Source organism: Fimbriimonas ginsengisoli Gsoil 348, assembly GCF_000724625.1.
GTDB lineage: Bacteria > Armatimonadota > Fimbriimonadia > Fimbriimonadales > Fimbriimonadaceae > Fimbriimonas > Fimbriimonas ginsengisoli.
In genome coordinates this window covers 3,834,358-3,850,266 of sequence record NZ_CP007139.1, presented here as the reverse complement: position 1 = coordinate 3,850,266, position 15,909 = coordinate 3,834,358, and the positions used below count along the sequence as shown (strand labels likewise).

At 61.1% G+C, this 15,909-nt stretch carries 13 protein-coding genes; 6 read left to right on the top strand and 7 right to left on the bottom strand.

Features of this window, described 5'->3' with window-relative positions:
* The first annotated feature begins 3 nt into the window (after window positions 1-3).
* Complete coding sequence (locus tag OP10G_RS17205; protein WP_025229200.1) at window positions 4-360, top strand: hypothetical protein; 357 nt, start codon at window positions 4-6, stop codon at window positions 358-360.
* 30 nt (window positions 361-390) lie between these two features.
* On the opposite strand, the gene queG is transcribed toward OP10G_RS17205, so the two are convergent.
* The 4 genes from queG to OP10G_RS17185 all read right to left on the bottom strand — a co-directional run bounded on the left by queG (window position 391) and on the right by OP10G_RS17185 (window position 4,017).
* The gene (queG, locus tag OP10G_RS17200) at window positions 391-1,326 is read right to left on the bottom strand and encodes a tRNA epoxyqueuosine(34) reductase QueG (RefSeq protein ID WP_025229201.1); all 936 of its coding nucleotides are present in this window, start codon (window positions 1,324-1,326) and stop codon (window positions 391-393) included.
* Between the two features lies 1 nt (window position 1,327).
* A complete protein-coding gene (gene rsmA, locus OP10G_RS17195) occupies window positions 1,328-2,158 on the bottom strand; it encodes a 16S rRNA (adenine(1518)-N(6)/adenine(1519)-N(6))-dimethyltransferase RsmA (protein ID WP_025229202.1) in 831 nt (276 codons plus the stop codon).
* Entirely contained in the window at window positions 2,155-2,784 is a 630-nt protein-coding gene (locus OP10G_RS27715; RefSeq protein ID WP_084179452.1) for a G5 and 3D domain-containing protein, read from the bottom strand. The genes rsmA and OP10G_RS27715 overlap by 4 nt, the downstream gene beginning before the upstream one ends.
* 333 nt (window positions 2,785-3,117) lie before the next feature.
* Window positions 3,118-4,017: a DNA glycosylase gene (locus OP10G_RS17185; RefSeq protein ID WP_025229204.1), complete on the bottom strand. Its 900-nt coding sequence runs from the start codon at window positions 4,015-4,017 to the stop codon at window positions 3,118-3,120.
* A gap of 19 nt (window positions 4,018-4,036) precedes the next feature.
* Here OP10G_RS17185 and OP10G_RS17180 point away from each other — a divergent pair, with 19 nt between their 5' ends.
* On the top strand, window positions 4,037-5,722 hold the full coding sequence (locus tag OP10G_RS17180; RefSeq protein ID WP_025229205.1) for a DUF2339 domain-containing protein: 1,686 nt from the start codon (window positions 4,037-4,039) through the stop codon (window positions 5,720-5,722).
* A gap of 154 nt (window positions 5,723-5,876) precedes the next feature.
* Here the strand turns inward: OP10G_RS17180 and OP10G_RS17175 are convergent, their stop codons facing one another.
* Window positions 5,877-8,654: a UPF0182 family membrane protein gene (locus tag OP10G_RS17175; RefSeq protein WP_025229206.1), complete on the bottom strand. Its 2,778-nt coding sequence runs from the start codon at window positions 8,652-8,654 to the stop codon at window positions 5,877-5,879.
* A 135-nt stretch (window positions 8,655-8,789) separates the two neighbouring features.
* On the opposite strand from OP10G_RS17175, the gene aroC reads away from it, so the two are divergent.
* Complete coding sequence (aroC, locus tag OP10G_RS17170; RefSeq protein WP_025229207.1) at window positions 8,790-9,866, top strand: chorismate synthase; 1,077 nt, start codon at window positions 8,790-8,792, stop codon at window positions 9,864-9,866.
* Window positions 9,867-10,067: 201 nt separating this feature from the next.
* On the opposite strand, the gene OP10G_RS17165 is transcribed toward aroC, so the two are convergent.
* Window positions 10,068-12,293, bottom strand: a complete 2,226-nt coding sequence (locus OP10G_RS17165) for a RelA/SpoT family protein (protein ID WP_025229208.1) — start codon at window positions 12,291-12,293, stop codon at window positions 10,068-10,070.
* A gap of 324 nt (window positions 12,294-12,617) precedes the next feature.
* Between OP10G_RS17165 and OP10G_RS17160 the strand changes: the two genes are divergently transcribed.
* The 3 genes from OP10G_RS17160 (at window position 12,618) to OP10G_RS26975 (ending at window position 15,510) form a co-directional block, all read left to right on the top strand.
* Window positions 12,618-13,925, top strand: a complete 1,308-nt coding sequence (locus tag OP10G_RS17160; RefSeq protein WP_025229209.1) for a GspE/PulE family protein — start codon at window positions 12,618-12,620, stop codon at window positions 13,923-13,925.
* A gap of 26 nt (window positions 13,926-13,951) precedes the next feature.
* The gene (locus OP10G_RS17155) at window positions 13,952-15,151 is read left to right on the top strand and encodes a Gfo/Idh/MocA family protein (RefSeq protein ID WP_227624964.1); all 1,200 of its coding nucleotides are present in this window, start codon (window positions 13,952-13,954) and stop codon (window positions 15,149-15,151) included.
* 86 nt (window positions 15,152-15,237) lie between these two features.
* Window positions 15,238-15,510 (top strand): hypothetical protein, encoded by a 273-nt coding sequence (locus OP10G_RS26975; protein WP_084179450.1) that lies wholly within the window; start codon window positions 15,238-15,240, stop codon window positions 15,508-15,510.
* Here OP10G_RS26975 and OP10G_RS17145 read toward each other — a convergent pair.
* Window positions 15,498-15,905, bottom strand: coding sequence for a response regulator transcription factor (locus OP10G_RS17145; RefSeq protein ID WP_025229212.1), 408 nt, complete (start codon window positions 15,903-15,905; stop codon window positions 15,498-15,500). The two genes, OP10G_RS26975 and OP10G_RS17145, sit on opposite strands and share 13 nt — an antisense overlap.
* Window positions 15,906-15,909 lie beyond the last annotated feature (4 nt).

The following is a 15,909-nucleotide window of genomic DNA, read 5'->3' as shown; positions in this document are numbered from 1 at the left end:
GCCATGCTTCCCTACTTGCTTTACAAAACGTCCGGGCTCAATCAGCTCCAATTCCAGCAAAGCCAAAACACGGCTCGCGCGGCCGTGGACGACGCGGTGACTCCGCTAGAGCACCGGGTCGAGCACCTGGAGCTCGCCTGCGCCGGACTGTGGGAGCTGCTCAAGAACAAGCTGGGTTGCACCGAAGAGGAACTTGTCGCCGCGATCCAATCAGTCGACGCCCGAGACGGCGTCATGGACGGCCGCGCAGGCCCGGAAAACGGTGTCTGCCCCACTTGCAACCGAAGACTCCTGACGCGCCGGAGCCCCAACTGCACATGGTGCGGCTCTCGGCTGCAACAGAATCCGTTCGCGGGTTAGGCGGGATGGCTGCGGGTTCATCGCATGCCGCTAGGAAGCGTCCGAGTTTTTTAGGTTTGCGCCGGCGTTTCTTCGCAGACCTTCGATGCCGGTTCGCCGGACGGCGGAGCCGCGCGTGAGGTGGTCCCACCTTTCGTAAGAGAGCTCGGCCAGTTCGACAAGAGAGGGCCATTCCCGTTGCGCGAGGAAATCCGGCTCTTCCGTTACCTGGGCTCGCAACGGGGCTCGGGGTCGCGGATGATTGAACGGGCAGACCTCTTGGCACACATCGCATCCGAACGTCCATTCTCCGGTCGGCCGGGGTAGCTCTCCCGGGTGTTCGATGGTGAGGTAGCTGATGCAGTGCCGCGCGTCGACCTGCCAGCGGCCTTCCTCAAATACGATCGCCCCGGTCGGGCAAGCGTCGATGCACCGGCGGCAAGTCCCGCAGGCGCCGACGGCCGCTTCGTCGGGATGGAATTCGACGGTGGTGAGCAACAGGCCGATGAAGAACCAGCTTCCGCGCTGGGAGTTGATCAACATCGTGTTCTTTCCGAACCAGCCAAGTCCCGCCAGCCGCGCGTAATCCCGCTCGAACACCGGCGCCGAGTCGACGCAAGCGCGGCACTCCGAGCCCGGATGGTTCGCCTCGATCCAGGCGGCCAGCTTCTTCAGCTTTCCTCGGAGCACTCGGTGATAGTCACGCCCCAAGGCATAGCGCGCGATCCGGGGGCGCCCCGGGCGCGGCGGATTGGGCTGATTGTAATTGAGCCCGACCGCAATCACCGACCGCACTCCGGGAAGAAGGGCTCGGGGATGGGCTTTTATTGGCAGATGCTCCCGGAGGTAACCCATTTCTCCGTGGTAGCCCTTGTCCAGCCAAGCCGCATACTCCCTCAAATGCGGCGCCTCCACCGCCTCGGCTACCCCGCACAGCTCAAAGCCGAGCCGCCGCGCCTCGATCTTCAGCAACAAAGAGCTAAACAATTCAGAGGTCCGAGGGTAATGGAGCAAGCCGGTCGGCGAGCGCTCGCCACGACGCCTCGTCCAGCTCTTGTGCACGAGTCTTCTCCCACATCCCCAGCTCCTCCAGGATCGGGATCGATTCGCCGCGAGATAGCTTCAGACCGGCGGCTAGATTGTTCGCCAACGTCTTCCGAGGCTGGGCGAACCCGAGGCGAATGAGCTTGAAGTAAAAGTCGGAAACGTCGACCTGGCGAGGGACGAAGAGGAGAACAGAGCTATCTACCTTTGGCGGCGGGAGAAACACCGTCGACGGGGCCTCCGCCAATGGACGGATCTCGAACAGCGTCTGAAGGTAGACGGAAAGCGATCCTCGCTCACCGCTGGCGGGGGGCGCCACCACGCGTTGCGCGACCTCCCGCTGCATCATCAGGATCGCGCGATCAAAATGGCCTCGCACGTCGGCGACCCGCTGCAGAAGCGGACCGGTGATGTAGTACGGCATGTTCGAGACGATCGCACGTGGGCCGGGCAGTTCGTCCAGCAACGCCGCGAGATCGATTTTGAGAGCGTCGGCCTGCCGAACTTCGGCACGAGGGGACGACTCGGCGAGCAGGACCGCCATTCGGGGGTCCAATTCTAACGCAATCAACCGCTCAGCTTGTTCGCTGAGCGGTTGAGTTAGGACCCCGGGACCGGGGCCGATTTCACAGACGCCGCTACAGCCATGCGCGGCGTTCACAATTTTGTCGACCACCCGAGAAGAGACCAGAAAATTCTGGCCCAAACTCTTGGTGGCGTCGAGGCCGTGACGAGCGAGGAACGCCTTGAGCGTCCCCGGATCGTACAGCCTCAACTTCTACTTAACACGTGCACTTTCAGGTGCTTATGCCCGTACCGTGCCGCCGTGCCGTAATCGGGAAAGCAGAGATCGATCCGGTGTCCCTTGATCGCGCTCCCTGTATCGGACGCAATCGCGAACCCATAGCTCTCCACGTAGACGAGCGAGCCAAGTGGAATAACCCTTGGATCAACCGCCACATGGCCGTAATCCGCGCGATATCCCAATCTCGTCCGACCGGTTCCGCAGACCATGGCGTAATAACCCGTAGCTACCATGTCCAAAACCTTGCCCCGACCGAACGATCCGCGGCTGGTTTGCCAACCGCTTCGACTCATTAACATCAACGTCGGCTGTGGTTGCCGGCGCTCTTCTTTTACTAGTTCTTTATCGACGGGTTTACCGTCCTTGTAGGTGATGCGGAAGGTCTTCTTTATCACTCCTTCCCGCCCGTCCTGGGCCTTCACCAACCGTCCTGGCCGGACGGTTCGACTAAACTCATACCGAACACCCGCCGGAATCCTATCCGTATGGGTCTCCAGTTGAGTTTCGATCTTGTGACCTTTACTTCCCGCCATTGCCATCGTGGCGACGGTCAGTAGGGCCAAGACTGTACTCACCTTCTGTGAGCAGTTGCGCATTTGGAGCCTCCTCTTGCCTGGCTGCAGACGACGTGTTATACCGGTTGCAGAAAGCGTTGAGCAAGCAAATTTGCTTGCCGCCCCAGAAGTCACTACACATACGTGCAAGTTTGCGCCCGAAACGTGAACGCAACTTTTTTCATTTTTTACGCCAAAAGGGTTGACAAGGAACTCGACGGAACGTCATGATAGCGGGTTTGATAGCTATGGCCTATTCGGGAGGCCGAGGCGTCAGGAGCGCCGGCTTCAGTCGGCTTGCGGCGTTGACTTTAGTCAACGACCCGGCGGCCGCCGGCTGAAGTTCTTGAGGTTCCGGGGAGGGCGCAAACCAGGCTATTTTCGGGTTCGCCAGTTGACGACGTTCTCGTAAAAGAGCGCCTGCTGCGCCCAACCGGCGAGGCGCCCGAACCGGTTTCGTATGAAAGCGCTCGCCTCTTCATACTTCCGATCGGTAAGTGCGGTCCCCTGCCAATGGGGGAAGTACAGGCGGGTCGCGGCCTGCCAAATGTGCGTGTCGATCGGAACCGCCTCGGTGTGGTCCAGCCCGAAGAGGGCGATGCAATCGGCTAACTTCCGTCCGATCCCTTTAAATCCGAGAAGCTCGATTTGGGCTCGCTCGTACGGCATCGCGCCAAGCGATCGGAGGTAAGCCTCGCCACCCCTGGACTCCAATTCCCGCGCGATTTGGGTGATCGTAGCGGCTCGATAGCCAAACCCCTTTTCCCTTAATTCCGCCTCTTCGACCTTCGCCAGAGTGGCAACCCTGGGGAATCGGTGCAAGTCGATGACATCGACAACTTCTAGGCGCGGACCGTAAGCCGCCAAGTGGTTCACCATCCCGGTGATCCGGGAGATGTGGTTGTTGGCCGAGCAGAGAAACGAAAAGAATGTTTCGACCGCATCGCCCGACCTGGTGAGGCGAAGGCCGGGCATCGCTTGCAGGTACGGCTCAAGCTCCGGTCCCAACCTCGTTAAAGTCTCGGTGACGTCGGCCGCGTCCCAGTCCAGTCGAAATAGGCTCTGGAAAACGGTCGGCGGGCCGCTGGATTCCACCCGGTAAGCCTCTCGTCCGTCGAGTACGCGGACGCGAAACCAGTGTTTGCCGTTTGCCCCGACCCATTCGGAATTTGCCGTTTGCTTCCACCGAAACATCTGGCCGCTCGACGCGCTCAGGCCGACATCGAAGTACCGCCGCGGAATCTCGATCTCAAAGGAATAAGGCGCGCCTCCCATTTCCCTTAGTGAACCCACAATGAAGGGAACGGTCCTCATTTCCTCCTCCTCTCCTTGCCTCCAACAGGCAAAGAGCGCAACCTGTGGCAACGGCATGGACGATCAGGCATTAGAAGCGGTACTGAAACGGTTGGACGCAATCGAGGCCAGGCTGAGTCGGCTGGAGGGGGCGCCGACCCCGGCGCCAATTCCAGCGACGCCGATAGTAGCGCCGCCCGTCGTGTTCAGAGACTGGAGTCCTCCCGCGTCTCCGCCCGTGATCGATGAAGCAACCGAGAACTTCATCGGAACGAAGATCCTCCCCCGGGCCGGCGCCGCGGTGCTCGTCTTGATGTTCGCCTACCTCGTCAGCATTGCTTACGAGAAGGGGTTTATCGGACCGGGAACGATTTTCGGCGGCGCGGCCGCCCTGTGCCTAGCCCTTATCGGCATCGGTCAATGGAAACGAAACGAGCGCGCGGAGTTTGGCCACATCCTGACCGGTATCGGCTCGTGCGGTCTGTACTTCGATTTTGCGGGCGGACACTTCTTCCAACACCTCTACAGCGGAGAATCCGTCGTCGCTCTGTTCGTGGCGCTCAGCCTCGTAAACCTTGCTTACTCGCTTTGGAAGGCGACACGTGCCTTCCTGGCCATCGGAATGACCGGCGGCCTCGTCGCCGCCCTGCTACCGCTGCAAGGCAACCAGCCTGAGATGGCGGCGGGCCTGTTCTTTCTTATTCTCGTTTCCGCCGCGTTCGTTGCCGCACGCAACAAGTGGGCCGACGCTTCGCTCGGTCTTTGGCTCGCGGCCGCCCTCAGCGCGATCCCGATCGCCCTTAACCGCGCTTCGACTTGGCCGCTCGGCGTCGGAACGCTGGAAATCGCCGGACTTATCGGTCTGGCCGCGTTCTGCTGGTCTTCGCGCCGTCCCCAGGCGACCCCTGCCATCGCCGCCGCCGCTGCCACGCTCCTCACTGGGATTGGGGCATTCGCCCTCCATCCGGGCCTGCAGGGCGCCGGCCATATCGTCGCCTTTTCGCTCGCCGCCGCCGCCGTTTCTCTCCTCGCGCCGGACCAGGCGTTCCGTTCCACCCTCATCGCCGGGGCGGCGGCGACTGCTCTCTGGGTCGCCCCTTTCGGGTTGGAACGGACGACCACTCTCTTGCTGCTTCCGAGCCTGGGCGCCCTCTGTTGTGTCGCTGCACTCAAAGTAAGGATGGCGCCGTGCCTCGTCCTTGCCGGTGCGGAGATGGTCTTGTCGCTCGTTCCGTACACGATCCTTATTCAAGATCGCGGCATAGAGCCAAGAATCGACGCTCTCTATCTCCTTATCGTGGTGGTCACCTGCTTCGCGGCCAGTAGCTTGGCAAGAAAGATTGGCGAAGAGGCGGAAACGATATTTCTTTTCGGCCTCGGCGTAGCCCTGGGCCGGGGCGCCTATCTAGCGTTAACCACGTTCGGGCTGCTCGGGCCGACGTTCGCCTTTACCGCCGCCGCCTTGCTGGGAAGCTTTGTCGCCCTCGCCTTTGGGTTCGTCCGAAATTTCCGTAGTCTTCGAATGGGGAGCATCGCGGCCCTCGCCCTCACCATGATCAAGGTCGTCCTTTACGACCTTGCCCAAGCCAGCCAGCTCGTCCGCGTCGCGATCCTCCTTATCCTAGGAATCGGCCTTCTCGGCGCCGGCTACTGGTACATCCGCCGAGACGCCAGCCGCAGTTCATAGGGTTCCCATTCGGGTCGACGACCGAAGTCAAGGGAATGCCACCCTTCCCGAATGAGTTAAGGGTGAGCGCGAGTTTTCCCAGGGGCAGGCTGCCCCTGATACCCACGGACGAGCCGCCCGTGCCACGTCGCCTGTGCCACGTCGAAGGCGCCGCTTACTTTGCCAACTCTTGCAACCTCTTTCGAAGCTCCTTCTGGTATTCGCCGTACTTCGCGAAATCGCCCTTTCTTAAGGCTGCGTCGGCCTGCTCGAACATCTCTAGAGCCTTCTGAACCGCCTTTCGGTCGACCGAAGTTGTCCCCTTCGAAGGGGGGACGCCGGGTCCAGTGGCGACGGGGGGTTCTTCCGCGGTGCCGAACAGCTTCGTCAGCGCATCCGCGTAGCTGTCTCCCACGACGATTCGATCGGGCAGGGCAAGAATCACGCGAAACAGGCGGGGGGCGGCCATGATGCCGGTTGCCTTACTCCGCAGGTAGAGCGGTTCCGCATACATCACGCTGTGCCCGATCGGAACTACGAGCAGGTTCCCCACGACGATCTCACTCTGCTCGTTGTTGAATTGACGGTTGATGTTCGAAATCTCGGGCGTGGAGGTGAAATTCCCTTCCATCAACTCCGGTCCCGGAATCGGAATCCCGGTCGCGAAGCGATAAAGGGTCAGTCGTCCATACTGCCCAGGATCGCAGTGAGCCGCAATCCATCCGCTCATCGTCGGGCGCCCGCGCGGGGTGAACGGGAGGATCTGTAAGAAGCCGGATTGCGGCTCGTCCGGCAGCCGCATCTGCACGTAGTAGGGCGGAATGGGAGCTTTGATCCCTCTCAAATCTCGCTCCGCCGCGATATCCCAGCCGTCCGCGTTGCTGAGGAACGAGGTCGGGTCGACGACGTGGTAGTTCGTCAGTTGCGCGCACTGAAGGGCGAACATATCTTCCGGGTACCGGAAGTGAGCCGGCAGGCCGGGAGGCGCTTCCGCGATATCGCGGACCAAACCGGGGTAGATCTTGCGGTACGCCCGCAAGACCGGCTCATCCGGCTCGATCGCGTAGGCCCGAACTTCGCCGGTATAGGCATCGATCGTGACCTTCACCGAGTTCCGGATGTAGTTGAGTCCGCCGTTCGACGCGTTCACCATCTCGGCATACGGCAGCATGTCGGTGGTCGTGTACCCATCCAAAACCCAGACCGACTTCCCTCCCAGCAAAACGAGGTACGGATCGCGGTCGAACCGGAGGAACGGCATCAGGGTCGACGCCCGGTCGATGACATTGCGGCGCACGAGAAGTCGAGAATCGGCGCCGATGTTTCCGGAGACCAAGAGATTGCCGTCGCCGAGCGCGATGGCGAAGGCAAGCCGGGAGAGAAACCCGCCGATCGGAACGCCACGTCCGCCCTGCCACCGATGCGTCTCGGAGGCGGTCGGAGTCTGGTAGTCGAGCTCCGGCTCTCCGGTGTTCACGATGGCGTATTCGTCGACCGGGTTGAGCGAGGCGTCGCGCAGGTCGCTAAAGTAGAGCCGGGGCTGAGTGATCGGCAGATTAGGATTGGTCCGTTGCGGAATATCTTGGGCGAGCAGCGCGGGCTGCCCATCCGCGGTGGCCGCGTTGACCTGCGAAACATCCACCCCGTACCCGTGGGTGAACCGGAGCCGTTCGTTCGTCCAGTTCCGAGCGCCGGCATCGAGACCGTCGAGATCGATATCGCGCGGACTCAGCATCAGCATCGTCTGCTTCCCGTCGATCTGGTACCGATCTATGTCGACATCCGAGAAGGAGTAGTACGGCCGAATCGCCTGGAGCCTCTGGAGCGACTGCTTGAGAACCTCGGGATCCCAAAGCCGCATGTTCGCCAGCGTATCGCCGGAAGCCTTGATCTCCTCCGCCGATGGCGACTTCTGGACATCGAAATCGCGAGTCTCGATCTTGTCGAGACCGTAAGCGTACCGGCTCATCTTGATGGCACGAGCCGCATAAGGAGCCTCTTTGGCCAAGCGGTTCGGGTCGACGGCCAGGCGCTGCACGAGCCACGGATAGATGACCACTCCACCGGCGTAGAAGATCACCACTCCGATTCCGCCACCCATCGGAATGCCGTAAGGCTTGCCAACTCGAGCGAAGACGATGGTCGCCACCCCCAGGAGCGCGACCAAAACCGCAAAGATCCGGGCCGCTACCACCGCTTGCGCAGCCGCGTACCCGGCGCCCGTGAATTGTCCAGAGTCGATCAGACCGGCTTCGTAAGTTTTAAGCCAAGTTTGAGCCGCGAACACGAGCAGCGTGGCGCCGAGGAGTCCGCTCACATGCCACCGAAAGCCGGGGCGGCTTAGCTCGATCTTCGCCAACGAAGAGAGCGCCTGCAACCCGACGTAAACTCCGATGCAAAGCACCGTGGTAAGCAAGAAAAGGGAGAAAACCCCGTTTACGACGGCTCGATACCAGGGCAGCGTGAAGACATAAAAGCCGATATCGAGGCCGTACATCGGGTCTTTGACGCCGAACGAACCGCCGTTTCTCCAAAGCAGGAGCGTGTTCCACTCGTTGGAGAACCCAACGGCGGTGAAGAACGCGAAGGCGGGCGCTCCGTACCAAAGAATCGATCGCCCCCGCTGCTGGATCCATTGAACGGTGTTGGCGATCAGCACCTGCCCGGACGTTTCCGGAGCTCGCAGAAAAACGAGCGTCACTCCCAAAGCACGATGGAGATTCGCGTAAAGAACGACCCAGGCGATGCCGAAGCTGGCCAGGAAAAGCCAACCGCGGGCGCTGTATCCGATCGAGAATATCTGGGGCTGCCGCACATCGTGGGCGAACCAGAGGTACGTCGTGTACGGCTTAACGGTCGAGAAGAGAATCCCGGCCACCACCAGGATCCCCAACAGGATGCTCCCAACTCGAACCGCCTTCCGTACTTGAGCAATGTCTAACTCGGGATGCACGTTTGCATTGTGGCGCTATGGGGAGCTTTCGGAGCCCGCTTCGCGGGGAGCATGCGGAGCAACGCTTCGCTTCGGAGCGGCCGGAGCGGCCGGAGCGGCCGGAGTCGAAAGGCTCGGAAGGCTCATAATCAAGCGATGGCGAGTTCGTTCGGCACCTTGTTTCGGATTTCGACTTGGGGCGAGTCGCACGGGCCATCGGTTGGAGTCGTGATCGACGGGTGTCCGCCACGGATTCCGATCACGGCGGAGGAGATTCAGACGGAGCTCGACCGGCGCCGCCCCGGCCAGTCGAAAATCACCACCCAGCGCAAAGAGGCGGACCAGGTTGAGATCCTCAGCGGAGTGCTGGACGGCGTTACCCTTGGCACCCCGATCGCCTTGCTGGTTCGAAACGAAGACCAGCGTTCGCGCGACTACGACGAGATGCGGACGAAGTACCGTCCCTCGCACGCCGACTTTGCCTACGATCAGAAGTACGGGATTCGCGCCTGGTCCGGCGGAGGCCGAGCCTCCGCGCGGGAAACGATCGGACGGGTCGCCGCCGGGGCACTCGCCCAAAAGGTGCTCGCGTCGTCCGGCGTGGAGGTCGTCGCCTGGGTCGAGAAAGTCCACCGCTTAACCGCCTCCGTCGATCCCCTTTCGGTCAGCCGCGAAGCCGTCGAGTCGAACATCGTCCGATGCCCCGACGCAGCCATGGCCGACCAGATGATCGAGCTGATCGAGTCGGTTCGCAAGGACGGAGATTCGATCGGAGGGACGATTGCTTGCGTAGCCCGCGGTGTTCCCGCCGGTTGGGGCGAGCCGGTGTTCGATAAGCTCGAGGCGGACCTCGCCAAGGCCGTAATGTCGCTCCCCGCCTGCAAAGGGTTCGAGATCGGCGGGGGTTTTGGGATGACCGACTTCCGCGGCACGGAGGTCAACGACGAATACGAGGCGGACAACGAGCGGCGCGTCACGACCCGGTCCAACAATTCGGGCGGAATTCAGGGCGGCATCTCCAACGGCATGCCGATCCTTCTCCGTGCCGCGTTCAAACCGACCGCAACCGTTATGCGCGAGCAACACACGGTAACCGTCGAGCACGAGAACACCACGCTCCAAGGCCGCGGCCGTCACGATCCGTGCGTCTTGCCGAGAGCGGTGCCGATGGTGGAGGCAATGGTCGCCCTCGTCCTCGTCGACCACATGCTGAGGCAACGGGCGATCTCTTAATAGGGAGCGCCGGCTTATGGTCACCAACAAAATAGATTGACAATCCAGGTTCACCCGTAGCCCGGGGATTTATCCCCGGAGGAGCCTAGAACCGCGGCTAAAGCCACGGGCTACGGGCAAGATGAATGTCAACCCAATTTGTGAATGACCATAAGTCGACCTCGCATGCGAGCTAAAGCTCGCGCTTTCGGGTGATCGGGGTCACGATTTCGCGACGCGGCCGAACATTCGAAGGATGGAAATTATGTCGCCGAAATTGGATATCTTCGCCATGAGTTGGGACAGGTGCTCGGTATCCCGAACGTCGATCGTCAGGTCGATCTCGGCGGTGTGATTCTGGAGCGTTTTCACCTTGAGCGCCGACACGTTGGTCTTCGACTCCCCAAGTACGGTCGAGATGTCCATCAGCAATCCGGTTCGATTGATCGAGACGATCTTGAGGCCGACAGTGTAGACGTTGCCGTCGGGCGGCCAACTGTACGGGATCAGCCGCTCCGGCTCGCTCGATTGGTACGCCATCGCGTTCGGGCAGACCTTTCGGTGAATCACGATTCCCCGCCCGCGGGTGACGTAGCCGACTACCTCGTCTCCCGGAATAGGATTGCAACATTTCCCGCGGGAAACGAGGACGTTTTCCATCCCGCCCGCGGTCAGCGCGACCTTGCCCTCTTTGGTCTTGGTGAGCTGGATCGTATCCGCGGTCGGCTGTTCCACGACCGTCCCGCGCAGTTTTGCAACCACGCTTTGCACCGAGATCTGACCGGTGGCGACCCGGGCGAAGACGTCTGCCGGGCCTTCGCAGGAATCCATTTGGTCCGCGACCCGCTGCACTTCTTTGTCGCCGAGGTACTGGCGAGGATCCAGCCCGAGCGACTTCAGCTCTTTATCAAGGGCTTCTTTGCCCCGCTGGGCGTCGTCGGTCTTCGTGATCTTTCGGAAGAAGGCCCGAATCCGGCTCCGAGCATGCGCCGACTTGGTGAATTCCAGCCAATCGAGGCTCGGCTGTGCGTTGGAGCGGGTAATCAGCTCCACGACATCGCCGTTTTGAAGCTTCGTCGGCAACGGCACGATCGACCCGTTGATCTTCGCCCCAACCAATGTCAGCCCAAGCTGCGTGTGGACCCGGAACGCGAAGTCGACCGGAGTGGAGTCCTTGGGAAGGTCGATGACATCCCCTTTGGGCGTGAACACGAAAACCTGCTCCGCGAAGAGGTCGGTCGAAACGGATCGGAGGAAATCGGACGAGGACCGGGAATCCGAAGACCAGTCGAAAAGCTGCTCGCGAAGGCGTGAGAGACGCTTCGTCTCGTCGATCGAAGTCTTCCCTTCCTTGTATGTCCAGTGGGCGGCCACGCCGTGTTCGGCGATCTCGTGCATCTGCAAGGTGCGGATCTGGATCTCCAACGGCTGGCTGCTCGGGCCAAGCACCTTGGTGTGCAGCGACTGGTACCCGTTCGGCTTGGGTCTGGCGATGTAATCGTAAAACAGCGACGGGATCGGCCCGTAAGCCTCGTGGACGATGCCCAATGCGACGTAGCAGTCCGGAATCGACTCGACGATGATGCGGAGCGCAAGCAGGTCGTAGATCTCCTCGAACTTCACCCCTTGCTTCACCATCTTGTTGAAGATCGAGTAAAGGTGCTTCGGGCGTCCGCGGATCTCTACGATTTTGACCCCGCGCTCCTCGAACCGTCGCTTGAGGACCAAGATAGCCTCTTGCAGTTCGTCTTCGCGCTGCTTTCGAGTCTTCGAGACCCGTTCCCGAACCTCCGCGTACTCGTGCGGGTGGAGCGCCTGGAACGACAGATCCTCGAGCTGCCACTTGATCTGCCAGATTCCGAGTCGGGCCGCGAGAGGCGCGTAGATGTCCAAGGTCTCGGAGGCGATCCTTGTCCGTTTTTCGGGAGGCAGCGCCCCGAGGGTCTGCATGTTATGCAGCCGGTCCGCCAACTTGATGACCATGACCCGGAAGTCTTGGGCCATCGCCAACAGCATCTTGCGGAGCGTCTCCGCGGTCCGCGTCGTCTCCGCCGCCGCCCGCTGGCGGTCGGTAAGCATCTCCTGGTGGGTGAATTTGAGCTTGGTCACCCCTTCCACCAGGTGCAGAACGTCCTCGCCGAAAATCCGTAGAAGCTGCTCCGCGGTGACCTCGGGGCAATCTTCTAGGACGTCGTGAAGCAGCGCGGCGCAGATCGAGTCGTCGTCCATCCGAAGGTCGACGAGGATGCGCGCAACCGCCAACGGGTGGATGATGTACGGCTCGCCGGAGGAGCGGGTCTGCCCTTTATGGGCTTGCTCGGCCAGGAAGTAGGCGTACCGAATTCGCCGGACGTTGGCATCATGCCGCTGCTCACGGATTGACTGAAGCAAACCGTGCAGCTCTTCGGGATCTTCCCAATCGTGGCTGATGTCGTAGGCCGTGACCATAGACGGCAAACACCCCGCTCAAGCCACGCTGCTCAAGGGGAGAAAAATGTTTCTCGCAGTATAACTTACGATGAGCTAATCGGCGGTGTGGCAGGGGGCGGAAGGCGTTGGGCGTTAACCCGGATCTAACTCTGTCCTGCTAACGAGGCTCTGTCCCAACGCCCAACGCCCAACGCCCAACGCCCAACGCCCTAAGGCCCAGCGCCCCGAACCCCCATTTCCAGCCATTCCCCCCGCAATCCGTATCTGATCGAACGGAGTGGCACGTATAGTAACGTCTAGGATTGGGAAACGTGGGAAGGATTGCGTCCAAGGGAGTCTTGGATGGAAAACCGCGAGTTCCGTAAGCAAAACAGCGACATGGCCGGAATCGAAGTATCACAGACCAACTACGGAGCCGCCAAGCGGTTCCGCCTCGTTCTCCGCGAGCAGGGAAATATCCGCGAAATGGGCGGCGAAGAGATGTCGATCGCGGTCGGCATCACCGACTCGATCTTTATGAACGCGCTGGATACCGGCACCTCGGACATCCACCTTCAGCCCGAGCGAGATCAGCTCAAGATCCGCTACCGCCAAGACGGCGTGTTGCACGATACCGGCCAGCTCCCCACCGAGCAGGCGCAGAACGTGCTTGCCCGTCTGAAGTTGGCCGCGGGGATGCGGATCGACGAGAACCGGGAACCTCAAGATGGCCGCATCGACATGGAGTATCTGGGACGGCGGCTCTCCGCTCGTGTCTCTTGTATCCCGTGTTTGAACGGCGAGAAGATCGTTATGCGTCTTCTCGACCCGATGGCGATGAAGGTCGACATGACCAAGCTGGGGATGCCGCCGGAAGTGCTGCACAAGTGGCGGCGGGCGGTCCAGATGCCGTACGGTCTGATCCTCGTTACCGGCCCTACCGGTTCCGGTAAGACGTCCACCCTTTACGCTTCCCTCCACACCCTCGACTCCAAGCAGCGAAACATCGTCACGGTCGAGGACCCGATCGAATACGAGTACGACAAATACATCGCCCAGGTGCAGGTCACGGAGCGAATGACGTTTCCCAAGGTCATGCGCACCTTCTTGCGGCAAGACCCGGACGTGATGCTCGTCGGTGAAATGCGCGACGCCGAGTCGCTCGGTATCGGCATCCAGGCCGGCCTTACCGGCCACCTCGTCATGAGCACGCTCCACACGAACAACGCCGTGGAAACGATCGGCCGTATGGTCGACATGAACGCCGAGCCGTACCTGATCGCGGGCGTTTTGGTCGGAATCCTTGCCCAGCGTCTGGTTCGTCTGAACTGTCCCAAGTGCCGCCAGCCTTACAAGCCGACCGAAGACGAGATCGACACGCTCAAGTTCACCGCGGAAGAGCTCTCCACTGGACGGTTCGGAAAGGGGGCGGGTTGCCAGGATTGCCGTGGTACCGGCTTTAAAGGCCGAATCGGAGTATTCGAGCTGGTGCTGGGCACCCCCGAGTTCCGCGCCGCGATCGCGCGAGGCGAAAACTTCGCCGAGCTCACGGCCGCCGCGCGAAAGCAGGGGTATCGCACGATGCTCGAGGATGGCCGCGACAAAGTGATGAGCGGCTGGACCACCCCCGACGAAGTCATCAAGGCCGTCTTTACGCAGTCGGTGGACTAGTCAACCTTTCGATCGACAATTGGCGATTGACGATTCCCCGAATTCCGGTTCGTCAATCGTCAACCGCCAACCGGGATAAGATGAACTCCATGGTTCGACTCGGTGTTGTCGGTTTGGGAAATATGGGATCGGGGCATGTGGCCCAAATGTCGAAGGTTCAGCGGTGCGAACTCACCGCTGTCTGCGATATCGATGAGGCGAAGCTCGCGAAATATCCGCAGTTCAAGCAATTCGGCGACAGCCGGGAAATGATCCGGAGCGGCGATATCGATGCCGTCCTGATCGCGGTGCCTCACTACGACCACACGACCATCGCGATCGATGCGTTTGAGAACGGCGTCCATGTCCTTACCGAGAAACCGGTCGCCGTTCACAAAGCGGATGCCCAGCGGATGATCGACGCCCACGCGAAGACCAACTTGGTTTTCGGAGCAATGTTCAACCAGCGAACCGACCCCCACTACCAAGAGATCCGGCGCGTCGTGCGAAGCGGCGAACTTGGGGAGATCCAGCGCACCAACTGGATCATCACCAACTGGTTCCGGACCGCCACCTACTACGCCAGCGGCGGCTGGCGGGCCACGTGGCGGGGTGAGGGGGGTGGCGTGCTACTCAACCAGTGCCCGCACAACCTCGACCTGTTCCAGTGGATCTGCGGCATGCCAAGCCGCGTCCGCGCCTACTGTGGGTGGGGCAAATACCACGATATCGAAGTCGAAGACGAGGTTACGGCATACCTCGAGTATCCGAACGGCGCAACCGGCGTCTTCGTGACCACGACCGGCGAAGCGCCCGGCACCAACCGCCTCGAGATCGTCGGGGACCGCGGAAAGTTGGTCTACGAAGACGGGAAGATCCTGTTCACCCGGACGAATCAGTCCGTCCGAGAGGTTCTCGAGACGTCGCCGGAGTCTTTCGCGTCGGTTCCAACGAGCGTCACTGAGATTGAGGTCGACGGGTACGGCGGCCAGCACGTCGAAATGGTTCAAAACTTCGTCGACGCCATCCTCGATGGCAAACCGCTCCTAGCCCCCGCTCCCGAGGGGATCCACTCGGTAGAGCTAGCCAACGCCATGCTCTTCTCCGCCTGGACCGACCGAACCATCGACATCCCACTCGATGCCGCTGCATACGAAGCCGCCCTCAAAGAGCACATCGCCACCTCGAGATACGAGAAAAAAGCGGTGGTTGCCGCGGAAGTCGACCTGTCGAAGAGCTGGGCGTAGCGGGGAGCCATCGGAGCCCGCTTCGCGGGGAGCGTTCGGAGCAGCGCTTCGCTTCGGAGCTATCGGAGCGTGGGAGATTTAGGGTAATGCAAAATACTTCCGAAGGCTCCGAAGGCTCCGAAGGCTCCGAAGGCTCCGAAGGCTCCGAAGGCTCCGAAGGCTCCGAAGGCTCCGAAGGCTCCGAAGGCTCCGAAGGCTCCGAAGGCTCCGAAGGCTCCGAAGGCTCCGAAGGCTCCGAAGGCTCCGAAGGCTCCGAAGGCTCCGAAGGCTCCGAAGGCTCCGAAGGCATCAAAAAAAGGGATGAGCGAAAATCCGCTCATCCCTTTTTATCGATGCCGGTGGCTCTCTACAGGTCGTAGCGCTTGCCGCCGCCCGCCGGGTCGGAGCTGCCGGCGGCGATGCGTTTCACGAAGGTGACTAGCTCCATCGGGTTGAACGGTTTGGTGAGGTACATGTCGGCGCCGTAGTGATAGCCCTCGAACACGTCCTTGTCCTGGGCCTTGGCGGTAAGCATGATCACCGGCAGGTTTTCCGTCTCCGGATCCTTACGGATGTTCTTCAGGACCTCGAAACCGTCCATGTACGGCATCATGACGTCCAGAACGCACAGGTCGGGCTTCTCGGATCGAACCTTTTCAAGGCCCTCCTTACCGTCAAACGCGGTGATCACCACGTACCCCTGGCGCTCCAGGTTCACCTGGATCAGGCGCACAATGTGGCGCTCGTCGTCGCAGACCAAAATCTTGAGGGGCATGGGT

What these genes read in the sequence shown, in the direction of transcription:
- OP10G_RS17205 (WP_025229200.1), top strand. Translation starts at nt 4, where the DNA reads ATGCTTCCCTACTTGCTTTACAAAACGTCCGGGCTCAATCAGCTCCAA.
- OP10G_RS27715 (WP_084179452.1), bottom strand. Translation starts at nt 2,784, where the DNA reads ATGCGCAACTGCTCACAGAAGGTGAGTACAGTCTTGGCCCTACTGACC.
- OP10G_RS17185 (WP_025229204.1), bottom strand. Translation starts at nt 4,017, where the DNA reads ATGGGAGGCGCGCCTTATTCCTTTGAGATCGAGATTCCGCGGCGGTAC.
- OP10G_RS17180 (WP_025229205.1), top strand. Translation starts at nt 4,037, where the DNA reads ATGAAGGGAACGGTCCTCATTTCCTCCTCCTCTCCTTGCCTCCAACAG.
- aroC (WP_025229207.1), top strand. Translation starts at nt 8,790, where the DNA reads ATGGCGAGTTCGTTCGGCACCTTGTTTCGGATTTCGACTTGGGGCGAG.
- OP10G_RS17165 (WP_025229208.1), bottom strand. Translation starts at nt 12,293, where the DNA reads ATGGTCACGGCCTACGACATCAGCCACGATTGGGAAGATCCCGAAGAG.
- OP10G_RS17160 (WP_025229209.1), top strand. Translation starts at nt 12,618, where the DNA reads ATGGAAAACCGCGAGTTCCGTAAGCAAAACAGCGACATGGCCGGAATC.
- OP10G_RS26975 (WP_084179450.1), top strand. Translation starts at nt 15,238, where the DNA reads ATGCAAAATACTTCCGAAGGCTCCGAAGGCTCCGAAGGCTCCGAAGGC.
- OP10G_RS17145 (WP_025229212.1), bottom strand. Translation starts at nt 15,905, where the DNA reads ATGCCCCTCAAGATTTTGGTCTGCGACGACGAGCGCCACATTGTGCGC.